This window comes from Arcobacter sp. (assembly GCF_050300555.1).
Taxonomy (GTDB): Bacteria; Campylobacterota; Campylobacteria; order Campylobacterales; family Arcobacteraceae; genus Arcobacter.
On the sequence record NZ_JBNKXY010000002.1, the window covers coordinates 139,203 to 163,830 of the forward strand.

21 protein-coding genes are annotated in these 24,628 nt (G+C 29.1%); 6 read left to right on the top strand and 15 right to left on the bottom strand.

From position 1 onward, the window contains the following. Positions 1–2: 2 nt before the first annotated feature. The 14 genes from ACQY5W_RS02390 to ACQY5W_RS02455 all read right to left on the bottom strand — a co-directional run bounded on the left by ACQY5W_RS02390 (position 3) and on the right by ACQY5W_RS02455 (position 16,120). Entirely contained in the window at positions 3–899 is an 897-nt protein-coding gene (locus ACQY5W_RS02390; protein WP_428023342.1) for an NAD(P)H-dependent glycerol-3-phosphate dehydrogenase, read from the bottom strand. Position 900: 1 nt separating this feature from the next. Further along, on the bottom strand, positions 901–2,325 hold the full coding sequence (gene gatB / locus ACQY5W_RS02395; RefSeq protein ID WP_428023343.1) for an Asp-tRNA(Asn)/Glu-tRNA(Gln) amidotransferase subunit GatB: 1,425 nt from the start codon (positions 2,323–2,325) through the stop codon (positions 901–903). Positions 2,326–2,334: 9 nt separating this feature from the next. After that, on the bottom strand, positions 2,335–3,186 hold the full coding sequence (locus ACQY5W_RS02400) for a peptidylprolyl isomerase (protein WP_428023344.1): 852 nt from the start codon (positions 3,184–3,186) through the stop codon (positions 2,335–2,337). Between the two features lie 75 nt (positions 3,187–3,261). Then, entirely contained in the window at positions 3,262–6,093 is a 2,832-nt protein-coding gene (locus ACQY5W_RS02405; RefSeq protein WP_428023345.1) for an FAD-binding and (Fe-S)-binding domain-containing protein, read from the bottom strand. A gap of 180 nt (positions 6,094–6,273) precedes the next feature. Beyond that, the gene (locus tag ACQY5W_RS02410) at positions 6,274–7,632 is read right to left on the bottom strand and encodes a TRAP transporter large permease (RefSeq protein ID WP_428023346.1); all 1,359 of its coding nucleotides are present in this window, start codon (positions 7,630–7,632) and stop codon (positions 6,274–6,276) included. Further along, complete coding sequence (locus ACQY5W_RS02415) at positions 7,629–8,237, bottom strand: TRAP transporter small permease subunit (RefSeq protein WP_428023347.1); 609 nt, start codon at positions 8,235–8,237, stop codon at positions 7,629–7,631. The genes ACQY5W_RS02410 and ACQY5W_RS02415 overlap by 4 nt, the downstream gene beginning before the upstream one ends. Before the next feature lie 106 nt (positions 8,238–8,343). Continuing rightward, complete coding sequence (locus ACQY5W_RS02420; RefSeq protein WP_428023348.1) at positions 8,344–9,417, bottom strand: TRAP transporter substrate-binding protein; 1,074 nt, start codon at positions 9,415–9,417, stop codon at positions 8,344–8,346. Positions 9,418–9,512: 95 nt separating this feature from the next. Continuing rightward, complete coding sequence (locus tag ACQY5W_RS02425) at positions 9,513–10,154, bottom strand: response regulator transcription factor (protein WP_428023349.1); 642 nt, start codon at positions 10,152–10,154, stop codon at positions 9,513–9,515. 2 nt (positions 10,155–10,156) lie between these two features. Continuing rightward, a complete protein-coding gene (locus ACQY5W_RS02430; protein WP_428023350.1) occupies positions 10,157–12,352 on the bottom strand; it encodes an ABC transporter substrate binding protein in 2,196 nt (731 codons plus the stop codon). A gap of 17 nt (positions 12,353–12,369) precedes the next feature. After that, positions 12,370–12,954: a LutC/YkgG family protein gene (locus ACQY5W_RS02435; RefSeq protein WP_428023351.1), complete on the bottom strand. Its 585-nt coding sequence runs from the start codon at positions 12,952–12,954 to the stop codon at positions 12,370–12,372. Continuing rightward, positions 12,954–14,318 (bottom strand): lactate utilization protein B, encoded by a 1,365-nt coding sequence (locus tag ACQY5W_RS02440; protein WP_428023352.1) that lies wholly within the window; start codon positions 14,316–14,318, stop codon positions 12,954–12,956. The genes ACQY5W_RS02435 and ACQY5W_RS02440 overlap by 1 nt, the downstream gene beginning before the upstream one ends. Continuing rightward, positions 14,315–15,058 (bottom strand): (Fe-S)-binding protein, encoded by a 744-nt coding sequence (locus ACQY5W_RS02445; RefSeq protein WP_428023353.1) that lies wholly within the window; start codon positions 15,056–15,058, stop codon positions 14,315–14,317. Before ACQY5W_RS02445 ends, ACQY5W_RS02440 begins: the two co-directional genes overlap by 4 nt. 58 nt (positions 15,059–15,116) lie before the next feature. Beyond that, the gene (locus ACQY5W_RS02450; RefSeq protein ID WP_428023354.1) at positions 15,117–15,686 is read right to left on the bottom strand and encodes a class I SAM-dependent methyltransferase; all 570 of its coding nucleotides are present in this window, start codon (positions 15,684–15,686) and stop codon (positions 15,117–15,119) included. Then, positions 15,686–16,120 carry a deoxycytidylate deaminase gene (locus ACQY5W_RS02455; RefSeq protein WP_428023355.1) on the bottom strand — a complete coding sequence of 145 codons (435 nt, stop codon included), beginning with the start codon at positions 16,118–16,120 and terminating at the stop codon, positions 15,686–15,688. Before ACQY5W_RS02455 ends, ACQY5W_RS02450 begins: the two co-directional genes overlap by 1 nt. Before the next feature lie 194 nt (positions 16,121–16,314). Here ACQY5W_RS02455 and accB point away from each other — a divergent pair, with 194 nt between their 5' ends. The 3 genes from accB (at position 16,315) to ACQY5W_RS02470 (ending at position 19,794) form a co-directional block, all read left to right on the top strand. After that, on the top strand, positions 16,315–16,776 hold the full coding sequence (gene accB, locus ACQY5W_RS02460) for an acetyl-CoA carboxylase biotin carboxyl carrier protein (protein WP_428023356.1): 462 nt from the start codon (positions 16,315–16,317) through the stop codon (positions 16,774–16,776). A 12-nt stretch (positions 16,777–16,788) separates the two neighbouring features. Further along, entirely contained in the window at positions 16,789–18,141 is a 1,353-nt protein-coding gene (locus tag ACQY5W_RS02465; RefSeq protein WP_428023357.1) for an acetyl-CoA carboxylase biotin carboxylase subunit, read from the top strand. 192 nt (positions 18,142–18,333) lie between these two features. Continuing rightward, complete coding sequence (locus tag ACQY5W_RS02470) at positions 18,334–19,794, top strand: DEAD/DEAH box helicase (RefSeq protein WP_428023358.1); 1,461 nt, start codon at positions 18,334–18,336, stop codon at positions 19,792–19,794. Here ACQY5W_RS02470 and ACQY5W_RS02475 read toward each other — a convergent pair. After that, positions 19,791–20,015: a hypothetical protein gene (locus tag ACQY5W_RS02475; protein ID WP_428023359.1), complete on the bottom strand. Its 225-nt coding sequence runs from the start codon at positions 20,013–20,015 to the stop codon at positions 19,791–19,793. The two genes, ACQY5W_RS02470 and ACQY5W_RS02475, sit on opposite strands and share 4 nt — an antisense overlap. Before the next feature lie 245 nt (positions 20,016–20,260). On the opposite strand from ACQY5W_RS02475, the gene ACQY5W_RS02480 reads away from it, so the two are divergent. The 3 genes from ACQY5W_RS02480 (at position 20,261) to asnB (ending at position 24,608) form a co-directional block, all read left to right on the top strand. After that, positions 20,261–21,841 carry an inorganic phosphate transporter gene (locus ACQY5W_RS02480; protein ID WP_428023360.1) on the top strand — a complete coding sequence of 527 codons (1,581 nt, stop codon included), beginning with the start codon at positions 20,261–20,263 and terminating at the stop codon, positions 21,839–21,841. A 78-nt stretch (positions 21,842–21,919) separates the two neighbouring features. Continuing rightward, positions 21,920–22,825: an AEC family transporter gene (locus tag ACQY5W_RS02485; RefSeq protein WP_428023435.1), complete on the top strand. Its 906-nt coding sequence runs from the start codon at positions 21,920–21,922 to the stop codon at positions 22,823–22,825. A gap of 1 nt (position 22,826) precedes the next feature. After that, positions 22,827–24,608 carry an asparagine synthase (glutamine-hydrolyzing) gene (gene asnB, locus ACQY5W_RS02490; RefSeq protein ID WP_428023361.1) on the top strand — a complete coding sequence of 594 codons (1,782 nt, stop codon included), beginning with the start codon at positions 22,827–22,829 and terminating at the stop codon, positions 24,606–24,608. Positions 24,609–24,628 lie beyond the last annotated feature (20 nt).

The window sequence follows — 24,628 nt, forward strand, 5'->3', positions numbered from 1 at the left end:
TATTAACTCTTAAGTAAATCTTTTAAACTATCTTTAGGATTTTTTCCATCTAGGATTTTTTTTACCTCATTTGCAATAGGCGTATAAATATGGTTTTCTAAGGACAGAATATATATTGCTTCAGCTGTTTTAACACCTTCTGCTACTTCTCCTAGTTCTTCTAAAATAGTTTCCAATTTTTTTCCACTTGTTAAACCTAAACCTACTCGGTAGTTTCTACTCATGGTTGAACTAGCTGTTAAAAATAAGTCACCTGCTCCACTTAAACCTAAAAAAGTAGATTTTTTTGCTCCAAACTCTTTCCCAAATCTTTCCATTTCAACAAGACCTCTTGAGATTAATGATGCCCTTGCATTATTTCCAAGATGAAGTCCATCGCAAATACCACTAGCTATGGCTAAAACATTTTTATATGCTCCTGCAATTTCTGCACCTATTACATCTTTGGAGTAATAAGTTTTTAGAAAATCAGGGAAAAATTTACTAAATTCTTTATAAATCTTTTTAGAATCAGAGTTAATTACAATTGCAGCTGGTAAAGCTTTCATAACTTCTGCTGCAAAGGAAGGACCAGAAATAAAACCTATATTTTTATTAGGAACAAACTCTTCATAAATCTCATTTAAAAATTTACCACTAGAAGCTTCAATTCCCTTTGATGCTACAAGTATTTTTTGTCCTTTATAAACAAAATTTTCCCTTAGCCATGCTCTTATTTCTTGAGCTGGAATGGCAATTATTAGGTATTCGCAATCCATAGCAGTTTTTAAATCAACGAAGTTTTTAATATCTTTTGTTGTTCTTGATGAAATATAAACTTTTTGTTTTAAACCAAGTGCAAAATGAAGAGCTTGTCCCCATTTTCCTGCACCAATAACTGCAATAGAGTTGTTTTTCATTTTATGATAATCTTTGTTTAAGTAATTCACTTACTTTTTGAGGATTTGCACTTCCTTTACTTACTTTCATAGTTTGACCTACAAAGAAAGCAAACATTTTCTCTTTTCCTGCTTTATATTCTGCAACTTTATCTTGGTTATTTGCTAAAATTTCATCAATCATTGCAAGTAATGCACCATCATCTGATACTTGTTTTAATCCAAGTTTCTCAATAACTTCATCAACAGTTACATCATTTTCCATTAGGAAATCTAGAACTTCTTTTGCCGCTTTTCCAGAGATTGTATTATCTTCAATTCTTTTAATTATTGTTGCTAATTTTTTTGCATCGACAGGTGATGTTTGAAGGGTGATACCCTCTTTTAATCTTCCTTGTAACTCTACAGTAAGCCATGTAACTGCATTTTTACCACTAATTCCCTCTTCTAACATCTCTTCAAAGAAGTGTGCCATTTCAAGGGAACTTGTAATTACGCTTGCATCATACTCTTTTATTCCATATTCTTTTACAAATCTAGCTTTTTTTTCATCTGGAAGTTCTGGAATTTGTGAATATTTTTCCATCATTTCATCTGTAATAATTACAGGTCTTAAATCTGGATCTGGAAAATATCTATAATCAGCAGCATCTTCTTTTCCTCTCATAGATCTTGTTTCACCCTTTTCAGGGTCAAAAAGTCTAGTTTCTTGTACTATTTCTGTATCGTGAACTCCATCTTCCCAAGCTTCTATATGTCTATTTACTTCATACATAATTGCTTTTTCAATAAACTTAAATGAGTTCATATTTTTTATTTCACATCTAGTATAAAGCTTTGTATCACCTTTTGGTCTAATAGACACATTAACATCACATCTAAAACTTCCTTCTTGCATATTAGCATCACTAATTCCTAGATATCTAACTATTGAGTGAAGTTTTTTAAGGTATAAAATTGCTTCTTCCGCACTTCTCATATCTGGCTCTGAAACTATTTCAAGTAAAGGTGTTCCAGCTCTATTTAAATCCACATGTGAAACATCTCCTGCATGGATATTTTTACCTGCATCATTTTCTAGGTGAGCACGTGTAACTCCAATAGTTTTTTGGCTTCCATATGGAAAATCTATTACAAGCTCACCAAGTCCTACAACAGGCACTTCAAACTGGGATATTTGGTAACCAGATGGTAAATCAGGATAGAAATAGTTTTTTCTATTGAATATTGATTTTTGATTAATCTTTGATTTTAATGCAGTTCCTAGCATAATTGCTTTATGAACAGCCTCTTTATTTAGAACAGGAAGTGCTCCTGGAAGACCTAAACAAGTAGGACATACATTTGTATTTGGAGCTTCTCCAAAACTAGTTGCACAAGAACAAAAAAGTTTACTATTTGTATTTAGTTGTACATGTACCTCAAGACCAATTATTACTTCAAACATTTATTTCCTTTATCTTATCACTTTTATATCAGCTGTTAATTTTAATTTTTCAAAATACTCTTTTAAAAATTTTTGTTCTCTTTCATTCATAAGAGTAGTAAAAATTTTATCTTTTACTTCATCAAATTTTAGCGTAGTAACACCACTTTTATTTTTTACATAAAACATAACGAAGTTTCTATCTGCTGTAAAAACAGGAGTAAAAGAGCCATTTTTAGTATCATTTAAAAGAAATTTCAATTGTGGATTTAATTTATCTTGTTCTAAAATAAAATCTTTTTTAACTACTTCTTGAAATATAGCCATTGGGTTTTGAGATATAGCTATCAATGCTCTTTTATTTTTAGAAGCATATTGTGTTACATCAATTATAGCAGCAGTTGTAAACATATTTTGATTATTTTCATAGTAGATTTTTAAATCTTCTTCTGTGGCAATTGTTATATTTCCACGTACAAGTTTATCTGCAAGTTTTCTTTTTAGAAGTTCTTTTTTAGTTTGAGCTTCAAACTCTTCAAAGTTTTTATTTTTTTGTCTAAGAATTGATTTAAACGTATATAAATCCATACCATTTGAAGCAGCTATTTTTTCAAGATAGTTATTTACTTCAAAAATATCAACACTAATACCTTGTTTGTCTAACTCTTGGTTATATAATATTTCATCAATTAATAAACTAACTGCATCTGCTTTTCTTAGGTTTGTTTCTGACATCTTTTCATTGATATCATTAATAGTAATTGGTTCATCATTTACCGTCAATGCCAATGCGTCTATCATTTGTGCATTTGAAATAGTGAATGTAGCTAATAAAGTGAATAAAACCCTTTTTGCAAAAAGTTGGATTTTCTTATCTTTCATCATTTAATCCTTTTTATAAAGCAAATATTCTACCACAAAGTTGGTAAAATATTTGTTTGATGAAAGTTTAGTTTATTAATTTTTAGGTGAAGTACATCTATTTACAAGGTATAAAATAGAGTTGTAATCTAGACCTGATTCTTCACTCAATCCTATTTCACAAGTTTTAGAAGTAGAGAAAGCTAGTTTAGCTTTACTTGTTTGTTCTTTTAGAGAACTTAGGGCTGATTTATTTAATTCTGGGAAATTAAATCCTCTATCTCCTGCAAAACCACAGCACTTAACGTCAGCTGGTACAATTACTTCCTTAGAACATAGTTTTGCTAAGGCTATAAATTTCTCATGCAATCCCATTTTTCTTGAACTACAAGTTGTATGTATGGTAATTGGTTCATCTATTTTTGTAAATTCTAATTCATTTACAACTTTATCTAAACAAAACTCAATTGGCTCATATATTTTGATATCACTTATAAAGCTTTCGTTCATCTTTTTAGTACATGGACTTGTATCACAAAGTATTGAGTATTCGCCATTTTTACTTGCTTCTATTAGTGCTTTTTCTAACTGGGTTGATTTTTGCTCCGATTGTTTTTTGAATCCTTTTGATGAAAAAGGCATACCACAACATAACTCTTCAAGAGCTTTTGGTAAGATTATCTCAAAACCAGCTTTTTGTAAAACCTCTACTGTTACATCATATAGGCTTTTTTCTTCTTGAGAAAAACTACTTTGCCCCATAGTTCTACTAATACATGAAGGAAAATATACTATTTTTTTATCACTTGCTTTATTTGTAAATTTTTTGTTTATACTCAATCCACTAGGAAGTGTCGCACTCCATTTGGGAGTTCCTAAAAGTTTTCTAAAACTACTTGTCATACCATTCATTAGTGAAGTTCCAATTAAGGAGTGAACAAAATTTGCACTTTTTAGTCCAACTCTCATACCACTTAATGTTGTTGAAAAATTATTTGCTATAAATGTTGCTACTTTATCTTGAGTTGGAGTAATTCTTTCATGTCTTAGATATTTCGTTAAAGCTCCTGTATCAATTCCAACAGGACATGCTGTTGAACATAAGCTACAAGTTGCACAAGTCTCTAATCCATCATAAACATATGCTTCTTTTAATTCCTCTGCCTCTTTTTGTTCTCCAATAGATTCTAATCTGCTGATTTCTCTATTTGCTACTATTCTATGTCTTGGAGTAAAGGTAATTGCATTTGATGGACACATAGGTTCACAAAAACCACACTCAATACATGTATCAACTAAATCATTTGTTGCAGGAAGTGGTTTTAAGTTTTTTAAGTGAGCTTGTTTGTCATGATTTATAATAACACCTGGGTTTAAAATGCCACTTGGATCAAAAAGATTTTTAATACTTTCCATCATATCAAAAGCAGTTTTTCCCCACTCTAATTCTATAAAGGCAGCCATATTTCTACCTGTTCCATGTTCAGCTTTTAGACTTCCTTGGTACTTTACAGCAACTGATGTAGTAACATCATTCATAAACTCATCGTATCTTTTAACCTCTTTTTCATCATTGAAATCTTGGGTAAATACAAAGTGAAAATTTCCTTCTAAAGCATGTCCAAAAATTAAGGCTTGGTGGTAACCATGTTTTTCAAACAGACTTTGAAGTTCAAGTGTTGCTTGAGATAAAGACTCTATTGGATAAGCAACATCTTCAATAATAACTGTTGTTCCTATTTTTCTTACTGCTCCAACTGCTGGAAAAAGCCCTTTTCTAATCTTCCAAAAAAGTGTATATTCTTCTACTTTTGAAGTAAATTTTATAGGTCTTACTGTTTTAAACTCATCTAAAATACCCTCGATGTCTTTTGTCTGTATTTTTAAATCTTTTTTTAGTTTTGCTCTTGTTTCTATTAATAAAGCAGTTACTTCATTGTTAAACTCTTTAAGATAGTTTGGCATTCCCTCTTTATCTTGAACTGACTTAAGTGCTTTATTATCCATAAGCTCAACTGCATCTACAATAATTTTCCCATCGTCTTTTGCAAGTTTGATTTTTGATACTGCATCACAAGCATCTTTAATATTCTCAAAAAATATCAAAGCACTTGCTTTATTCGGATAATCTTCTACGGTATTGTAAGTCACTTCTTCTATAAAAGCTAGTGTTCCTTCACTTCCAATGATTAAGTGAGATAAGATATCAAATTCATCATGGTAATCAACTAGGGCATTTAAAGAGTATCCACAGGTATTTTTGATTTTGAATTTCTTTTCTATTAAAGATTTCAACTCTTTATCTTGTTTTGTTTTTGTTGCTAAGTTTTTTAATCCATCTAAAAAATCTGTATGTTGATGTCTAAATCTTTTTTTTGATTTTTCGCTAGCTGTATCAAGTCTAGTTCCATCAGCCATTATAAGCTTGATAGACTTTAATGTTTTATATGAGTTTTGTGATATCCCACAGCACATCCCTGAGGCATTATTTGCTGCAATTCCACCTATCATGGCTGCATTGATACTAGCTGGATCTGGACCTATTTTTTTATTGAACTCTTTTAATATATTATTTGCTTGTTCCCCTGTAAGAGCTGGTTCTAAGCTTATATAACTTTTATCATCTGCTAATTTAAAGTTTGTAAACTTTCTAGATGTAATTATTAAAATAGAGTCACTAACTGCTTGCCCTGATAGGGAAGTTCCCGCTGCTCTAAATGTAACTGGTAGTACTTTTTTATAAGCCTCTTTTATTATAAACTGAACTTCATCAGCATTGTTGGCTTTTATTACAATTTTTGGTAATAATCTATAAAAAGAGGCATCAGTTCCATAAACTAAAGTATGAAGTTTATCTGTAAAAATTTGATTTTTTGCTATTTTTGTAGAGATAACTTCTAAAAAATCTTGATATTTTTCTTCTAACATTGTTAATCCTTTTTTATGTATATTTTGTTAATTAAAAAAAGAATAGTTTATTCAAGGCGAGGTACTGTATAAATTCTTTGTTGGGGGTCATTAATAAATGAGTTCATTATGTCACTTTGTTTTAAAATAATATTTGATAGTAATTTTAAAAACAGTGACAGTGACATAATAAGCCTCTTTTTAGTTAGAAATACTCATTCCAAATACTTCAGGATAAAATGCAACAAGTGCTAATACAAATAATTGTATGAAAATAAATGGTAATACACCTTTATATATCTCTATGGTCCTTACACTAGCTGGCGCACAACCTTTTAAATAAAATAGTGCAAATCCAAATGGTGGGGTTAAGAACGATGTTTGTAAATTCATAGCAATTAATATTGCAAACCAAACTGGGTCTATCCCTAATGCTTGTGAAACAGGAATTAAAATAGGAACAATTATATATGAAATTTCAATAAAGTCAATAAAGAAACCTAAAACTAAAATTGCCAACATAGTAAATAATATAAATGACCATTTACTATCACCTGGTAAATTTGTCATGAAATCATGAACAATCTCTTCTCCACCTGTATATGAAAATACCATAGAGAAAGCAGTCGCTCCAATTAAGATACCAAATACCATTGATGTAATTTTTACAGATTCTAAAGCTGCCTCTTTTACCATATCAGTTGAAAATGTTTTATACATTAAAGCAAGTCCAATTGCACCTAAACATCCTACTGCTGAAGATTCTGTTGGTGTTGCTACTCCTGCAAAAATTGAACCTAAAACTAAAATAATAAGTGTCAATGATGGAATAATCGCAACCAATGCTTGTAACACTTGTTGTTTTTTACTTCCCATATGTTCATGTGAAGGAATAGCCGGTGCCATATCTTTTTTTACAAATGATACTATTAAAATAAATAAAATATAAGCTGCAACAAGAGCAAGTCCTGGCCATACAGCAGAAGAGAAAAGATCTCCAACTGGAACTTGAAATACATCTCCTAAAATGATTAATACAATTGATGGAGGAATAATTTGTCCTAAAGTTCCAGATGCACAGATTGTTCCTGCAGCTAGTGGAACATTATATTTATACTTCATCATAACAGGAAGAGAGATAACTCCCATTGCTACAACTGATGCACCAACAACCCCAGTTGAAGCAGCAAGTAAAGTTCCTACAAGTACAGTTGATATCGCAACTCCACCTCTAATTTCTCCAAATAAAAATCCCATAGATTCTAGTAGTTTTTCTGCAAGTCCTGTTTTTTGTAAAACAATACCCATAAAAATAAACATAGGAATAGCCATCAAAATTGTGTTTTGTTGAATTGCATAAATTCTAAATGGCATATAATCAAACATCAAGATACCTTCATGAATTCCTTCAATTAAGCTACTTAATCCATTATCAAAACCAATTTCAACAATACCTGCAATAATTCCAAAAAATACAGAAACAGCTCCAAAAGTAAAAGCAACAGGAAATCCTATTAACAGCATAAATAATGCTGTAAAGAACATAATAATACCTATCATTTAGAATCTCCTCTTTCATCAATATCTACAATGTGAAATTTATGTTGTTCTAAATCACATTTTAGATTTTCAATTTCACCTTTTAAGTTATAATCATCTGATGGATGAACTCCTTTATAGATATTTAAATTTTTTATAAAATAACCAATTGAAGTTATTAATAAAAGTAAAAATGATAAAGGTATAAGTGCTTTTACTATCCATCTATAAGGTAATCCACCTGGATCGCCACTTTGTTCCATAGATACATAAGCTTCGTGAGCATTTCCAATCGAACTTAATCCTACAAGCAAAGCAATTGGTAAAATAAATGTTATAACACCAACCATATTAATCATAGCTTTTTTTCTATCTGGTAGTCTGTCATAGATTAAATCTACTCTAACATGACCATCTTCTTTTAGGGTATATGATATTCCTAAAAGTATAATTATAGAGAATAGATGCCACTCCATCTCTTGCATTGCAATACTCCCTGATTTGAAAAAATATCTCATGATAACATCATAAAATACATTTAAAATCATAAGTACCATTGTAATAGCAGTTATTGTTCCAATAAAATTAGCAAATTTATCGAAACCTCGCTCTAATTTTAACAACATAAAAAATCCTTTGGGGTTTTCAAATAAGTCAGATAAACATACTTTGAAAGTATATTTATGTAACCTATAAATGGTTTAATCCCTAAAAAGGGATTAAACAAACTTCTTATAAATTATCTTTTAAATATAAGTAGTCTGACATTTTTGTCCATTCTCTAGCTTTCTTTTGGTAAGCTTTTTGAGAATCTAAAATCTCTTTTAAAAGAGGTTGATCTTTAGTCATTTCAACTAATAACTCTTCGTTTGCTTTTTTCATAGCATCCATTACTGGTTTTGGGAAAGTTTTAATTTTAATGTTTGGATAATCAGTTGCAATTTTTGACCAAGCTGTTGCACTCATATCGTAGTTTTGTGCATACATATCATATGAACTTAATTTCATCGCCACAACTAAGATTTCTTGTAAATCAGCAGGTAATTTTTTAAATGCTCTTTCATTTACTAAGAATTGTAATTCAGTTCCTGGTTCATGCCATCCTGTATAATAATAAGGTGCAATTTTATGGAATCCCATGTTGATATCCATTCCTGGGCCAACCCACTCTAGAGCATCAATTGTTCCTCTTTCAAGTGAAGTATATAACTCTCCAGAAGCAATATTTGTAACTGTTAATCCTAGTTTTGCCATAATCTCCCCTGCAAAACCTGGAATTCTCATTTTAAGACCTTTTAAATCATCAAGTGAATTAATCTCTTTTCTAAACCATCCACCCATTTGGTTTCCTGTGTTTCCACCAGGGAAAGATAGTACATGATGAGGAGCATAAGCTTTTTGCATAAGTTCCATTCCACCACCATAATAGAACCAAGCATATTGTTCAGGCGCAGTCATACCAAAAGGCATTGTTGTAAAAGGCATTGTATTAATGTCTTTACCTTTCCAGTAATATGATGCAGAGTGACCCATATCATACTGACCACCTTTAACCATATCTAAGATACCTAGTGCAGATTTATGTTTATTTGAAGCATCTACTCTAATTTGTAGTCTTCCCTTAGACATTTTTTCTACCATTTCAGCCATTTTAGTTGGCGCGTCAATAAATGGGTGCAGTGTTGGTCCCCAAGTTGTTGCTAACTTCCATTTATATACTTTTTCAGCAGCCATCGAAGCAGTACTTAAACCTGTAAGTAGTGCCGATGCTACAAGTAGCTTAGTTGTTTTACCAAACATATTCATATATTCTCCTTTTGTATTTGTTCATTAAAATTGTAACTTGTGAATATGATAATGAAATGATATTTTAATCTTAAATATAAAAAAACTGCTAAATTTTATATTTTAAAAATATATCCTGTATCAACAACTGTTTGGATATATTCTTTAATCAAAATTTTTCTTAGCCTTCTTATTAAGCTTCTTATTGATTCTAAAGATACGAAGTTACCTTCCCATACATAGTTTTCAATTGCTGCATATGAAATTATTTCATTTCTTTTAGTTAAAAATAGATTTAAAAGAAGTCTTTCTTTTTTTGTAAGTCTTACTTCTTGTGAGCCTATTTTTAATAAAGATGATTTAAAATCAAAAAAGTAATCTTTGTCGAACTCTATAACATCCTTTGCAATTTTACAGAGCTTTTCTATTTTTATCTCCAATTCATCAATAAAAAATGGTTTTTTCAAATAATCATTACATCCTAAATCATAAGCCTCTTTTATTATATCTAGTTCTACGGTAGAACTGATAATAATTACTGGAATTTCTTCATAATACTCTCTAATTTTTTTTAAAATCTTAATTCCATCAACATTTGGTACATTTATATCTAATAAAAAACAGTTATAACCATTTTCTATAGCATCATATGCTTTTTGTCCATCTGTAAAAGAATCAACCTTATAACCTTTTATTCCCAACCTTTTATTTATTGTTTGATTTAACTTATCATTGTCTTCAAGTAGTAATATTTTCATAATCAAACCTTTTTATTTATTGGAATTTTTATTGTAAAAATAACATTGTTTTCATCATTTCTCACAAATATTTGCCCTTGCATTTTATCTTCGATAATTACTTTTGCCATATATAGACCTATTCCTGTACCTTCTTTTTTTGTTGTAAAGTATGGGTCAAAAATGGAGTGAATGATTTTTTCATCTATTTCACCTGCATTATCAACTATTTCTATTATATTATAACTACTATTTTTATAAACGTTAATTGTAATTTTACTTATACTCTCTAAGTTGTTCTCTACGATTTTATTTTTTGCATTGTTTATTAGATTTAATAAAACTTGTTTAAACTCATTTTTATATCCATAAATAATAAAATCATCAAAATTTTCTTGATAATTTATTTCAAGTTTGATATTGCAATAAAAGAGTTGTTTCCCTACAATCTCTAAAATATCGTTAAAAGATTGTTTTATAGAAAAATTTATTTTTTTTGTTGAAGGTTTTAAGAAGTTCCTAAAGTCACTTAGAGTTTGTGACATATATTGAATTTGTACCATTGAACTTTTTACAAAATTTTCCACATCTTGAGTTTGTAGCTCTTCTAACATATGTGATGTTTGTATATCTTGAACAAGGGCAGAGAGTTCAACTAGTGGTTCATTCCATTGGTGAGCAATGGCAGCAACCATATCTCCCATTTCAGCAAGTTTTGATTGTTGGATTATGAATTGTTTTTGTTGTACCCTATCTGTAATATCATCCATAATACAAACAATTCCACCAATTTCTCCATTGATATTTTCATAGGCGGCTTTATTTAAAATAAAATATTTCATTTGTAAATTTGAAAAGTGTAAAGCAATCTCTGAAGTATTTGTTATTTGATTTTTTAAAATATTTTCATCTATCGCTACATTTTTACTAGCTATATCTTTAGGAAAAAAGTCAAAGGCAGTTTTACCTATAACCTCTTTTTTTGTTACGTTAAAAAGTTTTGCAAAAGCTAAATTACAACCTATAAACTTCCCATCTCTGTTTTTATAGTAGATTGCATTTGGAATAGTATCAAGTAAAACTTTTTCAAATTTTAATTGGTTTGATAGTTCATTTTCAAGTTTTTTTCTTCTTTGAATATTTGCTCTCATGGTTACAACCATAATACTTAAAGTAAAAATAATGATAATTATAATAATCACAAATTTTGTATTTTGTCTATAAATAGAAGTTGGTTCATTTATTATTTCATAATTATCAATCACATCATCCAATGAAATATCAAATCTTTTTAATTCGTTATAATCAAATATATATCGGTTTGGTGATTTTTCTAAAATAGGGATTTTTTTTATGCTTTTCCCCTTTAAAACCTGAAGTGCCATATTTGCGACACTATCTCCTTGAGCTGAGGCAGAGGTTACAAGACCACCAACTATCCCATAGTTTAAATAAAAATCCCATAATCCATAAATTGGATTTTTACTTATACTTTTTATTTGTTTTAATCCCTCTTTATAGGTAAAGTTTTTTCCTGTTTTGTCTTTGAAAAGCAAAACAAAAAGTAAAACATCATCTTTATCAAGATTTTGTACTTCATTTTTTAAATCTTTTATATCCATTTTATCAATATATTTAATATTAAAAATGAATTTATATTTTTCAATTATTGGTCTTAAATCTCTTTTTATTGCATAACCAGTTTTTGATTGATCATTTATAATAATCAAATTTTTCATTTTTGGATGAAGATCATGAATTAGTTTAAAGTTTTTTTCCAAATCAACTTGTTCAACTACTCCTGAAGTAAATTCATTCATACTATTTTCTTCAAGTTGTGCTTTATCAAAATTATTAATACCACAGAATAAAACAGGGATATCTTTAAATAAATACTCGTGATACCTTATCATAAATTCTAAAGCATTGTTATCACTTACAATAATTAAATCAAAGTGTCTATTTGATAATTGTTCTTTATATAAGTTGGCTAATTTATTTAAGTAAATTGGGTCAAGGATTCTTTTTGTATCCATGTACATTGTTGTAAGTTCAATGTTTTTATGAGAGGCAAATTTATCTTCAATTGCTTTAGAAATATCATCACTCCACTTATATCCTTTATGGTAAGAGTGGAGTAATAGAACTTCTTTATTAGCAACTTCAGCAAAACAAATAGTACAAAAGAATAGAAAATATAGTAATAAAAATTTCTTCATAATGTTTGATTATAACATTATTCTACAAAAATGATATATCCTGATTTAGGACCATGTGCTCCAATTACTAAAGATTGTTCTATATCTGCAGTTTTTGAAGGTCCTGAAACAAACACTCCATAACCACTATTTTCAAATTCTATTTTTGTATATGCTTCGTGCATATTGTTAACAATATCATTTTTATTTACAACAATAATAATATTTTGAGCTATAAAATAAAGACTTCTATGTTTATTATTTACATCTTTAATCCACACTGCACCATTTTCTGCAACTGCAAAATTTCCTTTTACTATTGCTAAATCAATATCTTTTAATCCATGGGCATGTTCTTGTCCATTGGCATCAAAATTACTTAGGGAACATGACTCTACATTTGAGTAAACTATTCCTAAATTTTCATATAGTTTTTTTACTGTTTCATCTAATTTTTCTTTTGGTATTACAAAAGATTCTCCTCCAACTGTTTTTATTACTTCTGCAAATTTTTCTAATTTATTTTCAAAAGTTATCCCAAATTCATCATACTCTGGAAGGATTGCATCTTTTACTACATTATTTGCTTTGATTGCATTTAATATCTCTTCTTTACTTGACATTATGAATCCTTTCTTTGTTTGTATAATTCTTTAAAAGAGTTTTTTGGCATTTTAGGAATATCCCTTTGTTTTCCCCAAACATTTGCTTTTGAATAAATTATTGAATTAGGAAGCATAGGAATTACTTTTCTCATAATTTTTCCACCAAGATTAAATATTGTTGGATGGTCCATTACCCAAGATGTTATTTTCATAGCTATTGCTTTTTTTGTATCTATTAAGTGTTTTTTTGCCATATCTTGTCTATGGGCATATAGTTGTGAATCTAAATCAATTTTTACTGGACATACATTTGTACATGAAGCACAAAGGGTACAAGCAAAAGGTAAAGATTTGTGTTCTTTTGGATTTCTAAAAGCACCTAAAGTTGAGCCTATGGGACCTGGAATTACATATTTATATGAGTGTCCACCACTTCTTCTATAAATTGGGCAAGTATTCATACAAGCCCCACATCTAATACAGTTAAGTGATTTTTGATAAGTAACATCAGCTAATATAGGTGTTCTTTTGTTATCAACAATTACTATATGCATCTCTCCACCTTCCACTGGACCATGGAAATGTGAAGTATAAGATGTAATTGCTTGACCTGTAGCACTTCTAGCTAATAAACGTGTAAATACAGATAAATCTTTTAATCTTGGAATAATTTTTTCTATTCCCATTGATGCAATATGAAGTTTAGGAACACTTGCTCCCATATCTGCATTTCCTTCATTTGTACATACAACGATTCCCCCCGTTTCACTTATGGCAAAGTTAACACCTGTAAGTCCTGCTTGTGCAGTTAAAAAATCTTCTCTTAGACTTGCACGTGCTGCTCTTGTAAGGTAAGTTGGATCATCATTCCCTTTCTCTGTTCCCAAGTGTTGGTGAAAAGTATTTGATACATCCATTTTTTTAAGATGAATAGCAGGTAATACTATATGAGATGGTGGTTCATTTCTAAGTTGAACAATTCTCTCTCCTAAATCCGTATCAATTACTTCAATTCCTCTACTTTCTAAATAAGGATTTAAGTGGCACTCTTCAGTTAGCATTGATTTTGATTTTACTAATTTTGTAACATTATTAGAAGACAAAATTTCATGTACAATCTTATTGTGCTCTTGGGCATCTTTTGCCCAATGAACTTTTATACCTTTTTTTATAGCATTTTTTTCAAACTCTTCTAAATAAAAATCTAATTTATTCATAGTATGAGTTTTAATATTGTTTGCATATTCTCTTAAAGTTTCCCATTCAGGGATTCCTTTACTTGCATTGTCTCTTTTTTCTCTTACAAACCATAATGCTTTGTCATGCCAATGCATTCTTTCATCATTGGCTACAAATTTTGCTGCTTCTTCTGGATGGCTCATATTGTTTCTCCTAAAAGTATTTCACTTATATGCATAACTTTAATTGGTGTTTTATCCCTATTCATTATTCCTTGCATATGCATCAAACATGACATATCTGCTCCTGTCATAACTTCAACTTGTGAATTGACATGGTCATTTATTCTATCTTTTCCCATCGCAACTGAAATGGCTTCTTCTGTTACACAAAATGTTCCACCAAAGCCACAACATTCATCTTTTCTATTTAATTGTACTAATTCTATTCCTTCAACAAGTGATAATAGATTTTCCAATTTATTAAAAGGTGTAATATTAAGTTCACTTGCACTTCCAAGTTTTAAAACTCTATGTCCATGGCATGAGTTATGAATTCCAACTTTGTGATTAAATTTAGAATCCAGTTTATCTATTTTTACAATATCATGTAAAAATTCTGTTATTTCATATATAGATGTTTTGATTTTATTATAGTTTTTGTCATCATTAAAAAAAGGTTCATAATGCTCTTTTACCATAGTTACACAAGAACCACTTGGTGCTACCACATAATCGTAATTTTTAAAAGTATTTACAAATCTATGTGCAAGTTTTTCTATGTCTTGGCTACAACCAGAGTTTGCCATTGGTTGTCCACAGCAAGTTTGTTCTATTGGGTATTCTACATTAAAATTTAATTTTTCTAATAATTTTAGAGTTGCCATTGAAGCTTCAGGATAAAGCTCATTCATAAAGCAAGGTATAAATAGTCCTATTGTCATAAAAACTCCTTTTTTGATATTGAAGTATATAAAAAGGGTATAACAAAGATATGATATTTTACTTTTTTAAAAATATTGAAATATCATTTTTTAAATAGTTTTCTTCTATTTGGATATTTTTGCTCAAAGTCTTACAGTAAGTTAGTACATCATCTACTTTTACTTTTGTTAAAGGGTCGTTTTTTAAGAAGTTAAATATAAAGGCTTTTTTAGATGTTTCAAAACATTTATTAATAAATTGAAAAATCTCTTCTTTATTTAAAATATTTAAAGCTCCACTACAAATATAATAATCAGCAATATCTAATTTATCATAAAGAACATTTTTAATATAAAACTTAGTATCCAAAAATCTTTTGCTAGCAAGTTCTATCATCTGTTCTTCACAATCTATTCCCGTATAAGAAAGTGGTTTTAAATCATTATCAAACAGATAATTATAATATTCTCCAAAACCACAACCTGCATCAATAATAGAAGACTCTTTGATATCGTGTTTTATAAATTGAGTTAGTATCTCAAATCTCATATATTGTGTAAATTCAGAGTTCCAGTGAACTCCTTTTGCACTTATTCCATATTTTTTGATTGCTTTTTGATAAAAGGAACTATTGTCTTTTTGAGCCATTAGTCTATTTGTTCTATTATTACTTTGTTGTCTTGTAAGAATTTTGAAACAATTTCCGAGTTTGTATGTTCATAGGCTTTTTGGAATACAATTCTTTCAATTCCTGCTGCTATTAGATTTTTTGAACATTCACTGCATGGTTCTAATGTAACATAAATCGTGGCACCTTCTATACTTATACCTTTTCTTGCTGCCCAAATAATTGCATTCATTTCAGCATGAATTTCATAGGTTTTTGACCAATCGTGATGATCTTTTGTATATTCATTATCCCAATGTGTATTGCAGTTTTTATATCCAGCAGGTGTTCCATTGTATCCAGTTGATAAAATTCTTCCATCTTTTACTATTACAGCACCTACTTGTTTTGATACACATTTTGAGGCACTTGCTATTTCATTTGCAATATTTATAAAGTTTTTATCACTTATCATTTTTTTTCCTATGAGAATTTTCAAATTTCTAAAAAATCAGTAATTTTTGGCAAAAAATGAAGATTTTTTTAGAAAATTAGTTAAAAATGTATAAATTTTTGTAAAAATTGTTAATTTTCATTAAAAATCAATTTATTACATTTTTATAGTTTTTTGTGTATTATACCCTAAAATTTTCAAAATAAAGGCTAGAGATGGAATTTAAAGATATAAAAGAATTAATCAGAGTTTTTGATAAAAGTGATTTAAATAAATTAAAAATCAAAGATGGTGAATTTGAAATAAGTATGCAAACAGGTTTTGAGGGTGGTACAGTTGTATCTACATCAGTTCCTGCAGTACAAACTATACAAGCAGCTCCTGTGGCTACACCTGCACCAGTTGCTACTGAAGCATCAGCACCAACATCTGTAAGTGGAGATACAATCAATTCACCAATGATTGGAACATTTTATGCTTCTCCATCACCAGAATCAGCTCCATTTGTAAAAGTTGGAGATACTGTTAAAGCTGGACAAACTTTATGTATTTTAGAAGCTATGAAAATAATGAATGAAGTTGAAGCAGAATTTGATTGTAAAATTGTTGAAATTTTAGTTGAAAATGCTAATCCAGTTGAATATGATATGCCACTATTTATTGTAGAAAAATTATAAGAAAGATAAAGTATGGCAGAAATTAAAAAAATCTTAATAGCTAATAGGGGTGAAATTGTTCAAAGAGCAATTCGAACTATTAGAGAGATGGGTAAAAAATCAGTTGCAGTTTATAGTGCTGGAGATAAGGAAGCATCATATTTAAAACATGCTGATGAAGCTGTTTGTATTGGTGGTGCAAAATCTAGTGAATCTTATTTAAATATTCCTGCAATTATTAGTGCTGCAGAGATGACAGGTTGTGATGCAATTTTCCCAGGATATGGATTTTTATCTGAAAATCAAGATTTTGTTGAAATTTGTAGATTACACAATATAAAATTTATTGGTCCTTCTGTTGAAGTAATGGAAAAAATGGCTGATAAATCAAAAGCTAAAGAAGAGATGGTAAAAGCAGGTGTTCCTGTTGTTCCAGGTTCTGAAGGTGCTGTACATACTGTGGAACAAGGTAAAAAAGTTGCACGTGAAATAGGATACCCAATCATGGCTAAAGCAGCTGCTGGTGGTGGTGGTAGAGGTATGAGACTTATCGAAAATGAAGATAAATTTGAACAACTTTTTACTGCAGCTTCAAGTGAAGCACTTGCTGCTTTTGGTGATGGTACAATGTATTTGGAAAGATTTATCAATAACCCAAGACATATTGAAGTTCAAGTTGTGGGTGACTCTCATGGGAATGCAATTCACATTGGAGAGAGAGATTGTTCTTTACAAAGAAGACATCAAAAAGTAATTGAAGAATCACCAGCAATTTTATTAAATGATGAAACTAGAGCAAAACTTCTTGATGTTGCTGTAAAAGCTACTAAATATTTAAATTATGAAGGTGCAGGAACTTTTGAATTCTTAGCAGATGACAAACAAAATATTTATTTTATGGAGATGAATACAAGACTTCAAGTTGAGCATCCAGTTTCTGAAATGGTATCTGGAATTGATATTATTGAATTAATGATAAAAGTTGCAGAAGGTGAGGTATTACCTCCTCAAGAAAAAATAAAATTTAGAGGACATGCAATAGAGTGTAGAATTACAGCAGAAGATCCAAATACATTTTTACCTTGTCCTGGAAAAATTACACAATGGATGGTTCCTGGTGGAAGAAATGTAAGGGTTGATTCTCATATTTATACAAATTATGTAGTTCCACCTCATTATGATTCTATGATTGGAAAGCTTATTGTTTGGGGAAGAGATAGAGAGAAAGCTATTAATATTATGAAAAGAGCTTTAAATGAGTTTGAAGTATATGGAATCAAAACAACTATTCCATTTCATAAAAAAATGATGGAAAATAATGATTTCATCTCAAATAACTATAATACTAAATACCTAGAAAACTACAAAGGTTTGGGTGATATTTAACAAAAGAGCATAAAACTCTTTTGTTAAAGCTTAAACTAATACTCTTTTGTGTATAATCCGGCAAATATACACAAGATATACTTATTACTCACTCATTTAGTTACTGTACACTTTTATAACTAAACTGTTTTATCAAGTTTTGACTTTTAGTTTTAAATATATACGTGTATATAAAATACACAAAGGTAATTAATGAATTTCTCAGATTTCAATTTTAAAAAAGAACTACAAAATGCCATAGATGAAGCAGGATTTAAACAAGCAAGTCCTATTCAACAAGATGCAATTCCCGTAGTTTTAAGTGGTAAAGATATGGTTGGTCAAGCACAAACTGGTACTGGTAAAACAGCTGCGTTTGGTCTTCCAATGATAAACATGATGAAAGGTAACTGTGGTGTTGAAGCTGTAGTTATTGTTCCAACAAGAGAACTTGCAATGCAAGTATCAGATGAATTATTTAGATTTGGTAAAAATTCAGGTCTAAACACAGCAACTGTATATGGTGGACAATCTTATAATATGCAGTTAAGAAATATTGATAGAGCATCAATAATAGTTGCAACTCCAGGTAGATTAATTGATTTACTAAAAGGTAAAAAGATTGATATTAAACCATCTTTTGTAGTTTTAGACGAAGCTGATGAGATGTTAGATATGGGATTTCTTGATGATATAAAAGAAATTTTTACATTTTTACCAAAACAAAGACAAACGCTACTATTCTCTGCAACAATGCCTCCTGCTATTAAAAAACTTGCACAAAGTATTTTAAAAGAGCCTGAGTTTATTACAGTTACTAAAGCTGAAATGACTAACTCAAAAATTACTCAATTATTTTACGTAGTTGATGAATATGAAAGAGATGATGCTTTAATTAGACTTTATGATTTTAAAGACCCTGAAAAATCTATTATATTTTGTAGAACAAAAAAAGAAGTTGATAGATTATCGACATATTTAGTTTCTCAAGGACACATGGCAAAAGGTCTTCATGGAGATATGGAGCAAAGACAAAGAGAAGAAGTAATTAGATCTTTCAAAAAAGGTGCTTTAGATGTTCTTATTGCAACTGACGTTGCTGCAAGAGGTTTAGATGTAAATGATGTAACGCATGTATTTAACTATCATTTACCATTTGATTCTGAATCTTATGTTCATAGAATTGGAAGAACAGGTAGAGCTGGAAAAGAAGGTGTTGCTATTTCTATTGTTACTCCACATGAGTTTAGAATGATTCAACGAATTCAAAAAACTACTGGCGGAAAAATGGAAGCAAAAGTTGTTCCAAATATCGATTCAGTTAAAGAGAAAAAAACTAATAGTTTAAAATCTAAAATTTCTGAACAAAAGATTTTTGACTCTGGAATTGCTATTGTTGAGAGCTTAAAAGAAGAGTATGATTTATCAACTATTGCTTTTAAATTAGCGTCAATATTAAGTGATTCTACTTTTGTAAAAGGTAATAATTATATTGGTAAATCTGAAATTGATATAAAAAGACTTTTTGATAGACTGCAAGATGACAGAGGTGATGACTCTAGAGGTAGAGGTGGTCAAAGAAGAGGAAGATTTGGTGGTGGAAATAGAAACCGATCATCTAATGGTGGTGGAAACCGAAATAGAAATGGTGGAGGAAGAAAAAGAAGAGATTAATCTCTTTCTTCCTCTTTGTAGTATTTTTTTGCTACTTTTTTAGCTTTTTTGAAGGCTTGTTTAGTATTTCTTCCGAAACCTCTAAACACTCCATCTTTTCCAAAAAATTCTACAATTTCTAGTTTTCCCTTTTTCATATCTATTACTCTAAAAATATCAAATCTATTTTTTACTTTAGATACTTCAGGAAACTCATTTTCTGTTAAAATTTTAATAGACATTAGATTTCCTTTCTCTATAAATTATGACTATTATATATATTATATATTTAAGTATAACTTAAATTCATATATTTTTAAGAATTATACTACAAATTTTTAAATTTTGGTGGAATATTATATAGAGTTATATTATAAATTAGTACTAAAGTGTATAAAAGTTTAAGCTTCGTTTTAGAATTATGTAAATTAAATATGGCTAAAATCATGACATTTAATAATTACAAGTTGATTACAAAAGGATATTTTTGGATTTTAATACTATTAAAAGAATGGATGAAGCTAGGGATAAATCCCTACCAAGTCTTGCAAAACTTTCATTTGCATTGTTGTTTATTGTTATTGTATTTTTATGGAGTTATGCTTCACATGATACTTTACCTAATAATACTTTTTTAGTAATAGGTGCTGTTTTTGGTGCATATATGGCCATGAATATTGGTGCAAATGATGTTGCTAATAATGTTGGTCCAGCAGTTGGTGCGAAAGCAATGACTTTAATGTGGGCAATTGTAATTGCAGCTATATTTGAAGCAGCAGGTGCGCTTATAGCTGGAGGAGACGTTGTTAAAACAATAAAAAATGGTATTATTGATCCTTCTTTAATTTCTGACCCTCAAATGTTTGTTTGGGCAATGACTTCTGCATTACTTGCAGCAGCATTATGGTTGAATTTTGCAACTTCTATTGGAGCTCCAGTTTCTACAACTCACTCTATTGTTGGAGGTGTGATGGGTGCTGGTATTGCTACAGCTGGTTTTGAAATTGTTTCATGGGGAACAATGGGTAAAATTGCTTCTTCATGGGTTATATCACCACTTTTAGGTGGATTTATTGCTGCTGGATTTTTATTTTTTATTAAAAAGAATATTATGTTTAAAGATGATAAGTTAGAATCAGCTAAGAAATTTGTACCACTATTAATTGCATTTATGACTTGGGCTTTTTCTACGTATATTATTTTAAAAGGTATTAAACATATTGTCAAAGTAGATTTTCTTACAGCATCAATTGCTGGACTAATTATTGCAATTATTATATTTATTCTTGTAAAACCTATTATTGCAAAAAAAGCTAATGAATTAAGTGATAGTAGAAAAGATGTAAATACTTTATTTAATATTCCTTTGGTTTTTGCTGCGGCATTATTATCTTTTGCCCATGGTGCAAATGATGTTGCAAATGCAATTGGACCATTGGCTGCTATAAATGATGCTGTTATGAATGCTACAATTTCTTCAAAAGTAGGAATTCCTTTTTGGGTTATGGCTGTTGGTGCAATAGGTATTGCCCTTGGATTATCTTTATATGGTCCTAAACTTATTAAGACAGTTGGTTCTGAAATAACTGAGTTAGATCAAGTAAGAGCTTTTTCTATTGCTATGGCTGCAGCTGTTACTGTTATTGTTGCTTCTCAATTAGGTCTTCCAGTATCTTCTACTCATATTGCTGTTGGTGGTGTGTTTGGAGTTGGATTTTTAAGGGAGTGGTTGGACTCTTCTGAAGAGAAAATTTTAAAAGATATTCGTGAGAAATTTAAAAAAGATAAAAAAGAACTTGATAAATTTCATGATGAGCTATTAAAAATACAAAATAATGATTCAAAATCAAAATCTGATTATAAAAGAATTGCTGAACTTTACAATTTAATTGATACAAAAGAAGAGCAAGTTAAATTTGAGAAAAAAGAGTTTAAATCTGCAAAACGTGTTAAATATGTAAAAAGAGATGCAATTAAAAAGATTATTGCAGCATGGCTTATTACAGTTCCAGCAGCAGCATTTTTATCTGCAACAATATTTTTTATGATTAAAGGGATGATGCTTTAAAGCATAATCCTTTTTAATTAATATACCTTATGATAATATTTCAAATATTATCATTAGGAATACTTCATCGAAGCTTTAATTTCTGTCGCAACTATTTATATTTTTATTATCATTGGTTTTGCTTTTAAAAGAACATTTTCAAGTGATATAAATGAAAAAAGTTTTGTTTTATTAAATCTATACTTTTTACAACCTATTTTAATATTTTGGGGACTGACAAGAGCTCCTATTACTTTAGATTTAATTATTTCACCTTTTGTTTATCTTATCGCTATTTTTATAGTTTTAGGAATCGCTTATTTTTATTCAATTAGGATTTTTAAGTATGATGTAAAAGATAAGTCTATTTTTTTAGCCTCATCTTTAGTTGGAAATACTGGTAATTTAGGAATTCCATTGGGAATTGCTCTTTTTGGTATAGAGAGTGTTCCTTATACTTCAGCTTTAAATATTGCAAATGTATTTTATTTGTATATTTTTTCTGTTTATTTTTTCGCTGGCGAAAAGTTTAATTTTCTTAATTCATTAAAAGAAATATTTAAAATACCAGCTATTTGGTTTACTTTTATTGCTTTATTATTCAATTATTTTAATTTTCATATTAATGATGATTTTGAAAAGTTTTTTACTATGGGCGCATATTCTGCAATTGTTATGCAGTTAATCATTTTTGGTGTTTTTATGGCTCAAGTTAAGATTAAAAGTGCTAATTGGAATTTAGCACTAAATATCTCTTTTTTTAAACATCTAATTTTGCCTGTTGTTGGTTTATTTTTAGTTCAATTATTTGATTTACCTGCAATGGTTGGGGCAATTATTTTTATGGAGTTATTTGTTCCTCTTGCTGTTAATAACGTTAATTTGTCATCCTTATATAATTGTAAACCAATAGATACTACATTTTCTGTGTTAGTTAGTTCTTTGGCTTTTATATTTTTTATGTACATATATATTTTATGTATTGATTTATTTTTTGGGCTTTAGCATGTGTGGTATATTAGGTACAAACTTTATTTCAGATAACTTTTCTTCTGCTTTAAATATTATGAATAATAGAGGTCCCGATAACTCTTCTATTTACACTTGTACAAATCATCAGTTTGGTCATACACGATTATCAATTATTGATGTTGATGATGAAGCTAATCAACCAATGATTTTTGATGATATTTTAATTGTTTTTAATGGTGAAATTTATAACTTCTGTGAATTAAGAACTCTTGAGAATCTATCTTGTGTAACTTCATCAGATACTGAAGTTATAATTAGATTGTATCAGAAGTATGGTGTTGATTTTTTAAATAAATTAAATGGAATGTTTTCATTTGTTCTTTTTGATATAAAAAAAGAAAAATATTTTTGTGCAAGAGATAGATACGGTAAAAAGCCATTTTTTTACTATTTTAAAGATAATAAATTTATTTTTTCTTCTTCTATTAAGTCTATTATAAAAGTTTTAGGTACCACTCCTTCATTAAATAAAATTGCCTTATCTCAATATTTGCAATATTTTGTCAGTTTAAATGATATAACTTTTTACAATGATATTAAAAAATTGGAAGCCTCATCTTATATGCTTTTAGAAAATAATGAGCTTTTTATTAAGAAGTATTATAAAATAAATACATATAAGCAAATAGATGATGAAAATAAGGCTTTAAATGATATTGAAGAACTTTTGTATAAAAGTGTTGAATCAAGGCTTGTAGGTGATGTTGAAATTGGTAGTTTACTAAGTGGGGGAATTGATAGTTCTCTTATATCGACTTTATATACAAATATTTCTGGAAAAAAGATTCACACTTTTTCTGTGGGATATTCTGATTATAAAAACTATTCAGAACTTGAATATGCAAAAATTGTCTCTAAAAATATAAACTCTATTCATCATCCTTTAGAAATCTCTAAAAATGATTTTTTGGATGTTTTTGATACAGTTGTTGATGCTTTGGAAGAACCTCATGCTGATAGTGCTGCTTTTCCTTTATATTGTTTAACAAAACTCATTAATAAACAGGGAATAAAAGTTGTTTTAAGTGGTGAAGGTAGTGATGAGCTTTTTTTAGGTTATGATAATTATTCAAAGTTTTTAAAATATTATGAATTTAAAGATTCTTTGAGTTCATCACAAACATCTTTTTTAGCTGATATTTCATCAGCATTACAGAATAATACAAAAGAGAGTGAATATTTGCGTCGTGTTATTTGTGATGAAAATATATATAATTCTTTTGGCGAAATTTACACTACTTTGCAAAAAAAGAGATTATTTAAACGGTTACCAACATTCAAACAAGAAAAAGCTAAACAAAATCCTGTTGATTGGATGAGTTATATAGACTTAAAGGTTTGGTTAGGACAATCTTTACTCTCTAAGGTAGATCGTATCTCTATGGCTAATTCTATTGAAGTACGTACACCTTTTTTAGATTTTAGACTTGTTGATTATCTTTTTTCTGTACGCTCTGATTTAAAAGTTGGTGATACTAATAAATATCTATTAAAAAAGATAGCAAATAAGTATATTCCTGAAAAAATAATACATAGAACTAAAAAAGGCTTTAATTCTCCATATAATGAATGGATTTTTTCTATATATGGCGATGAATTGTTAGATTTAGTCTTAAAAGTTAATGGTGAAACAAATTTATTTAATAAAGACTATGTGATTATGATTTATAATCTTGCTAAAACTAATAAATTTAAGCAACATTTTTGGGCATTATATATTTTTTCTTATTGGTTTAATAAAAACTATTTAATATAATTATAAAAAGTAAAGGCTTT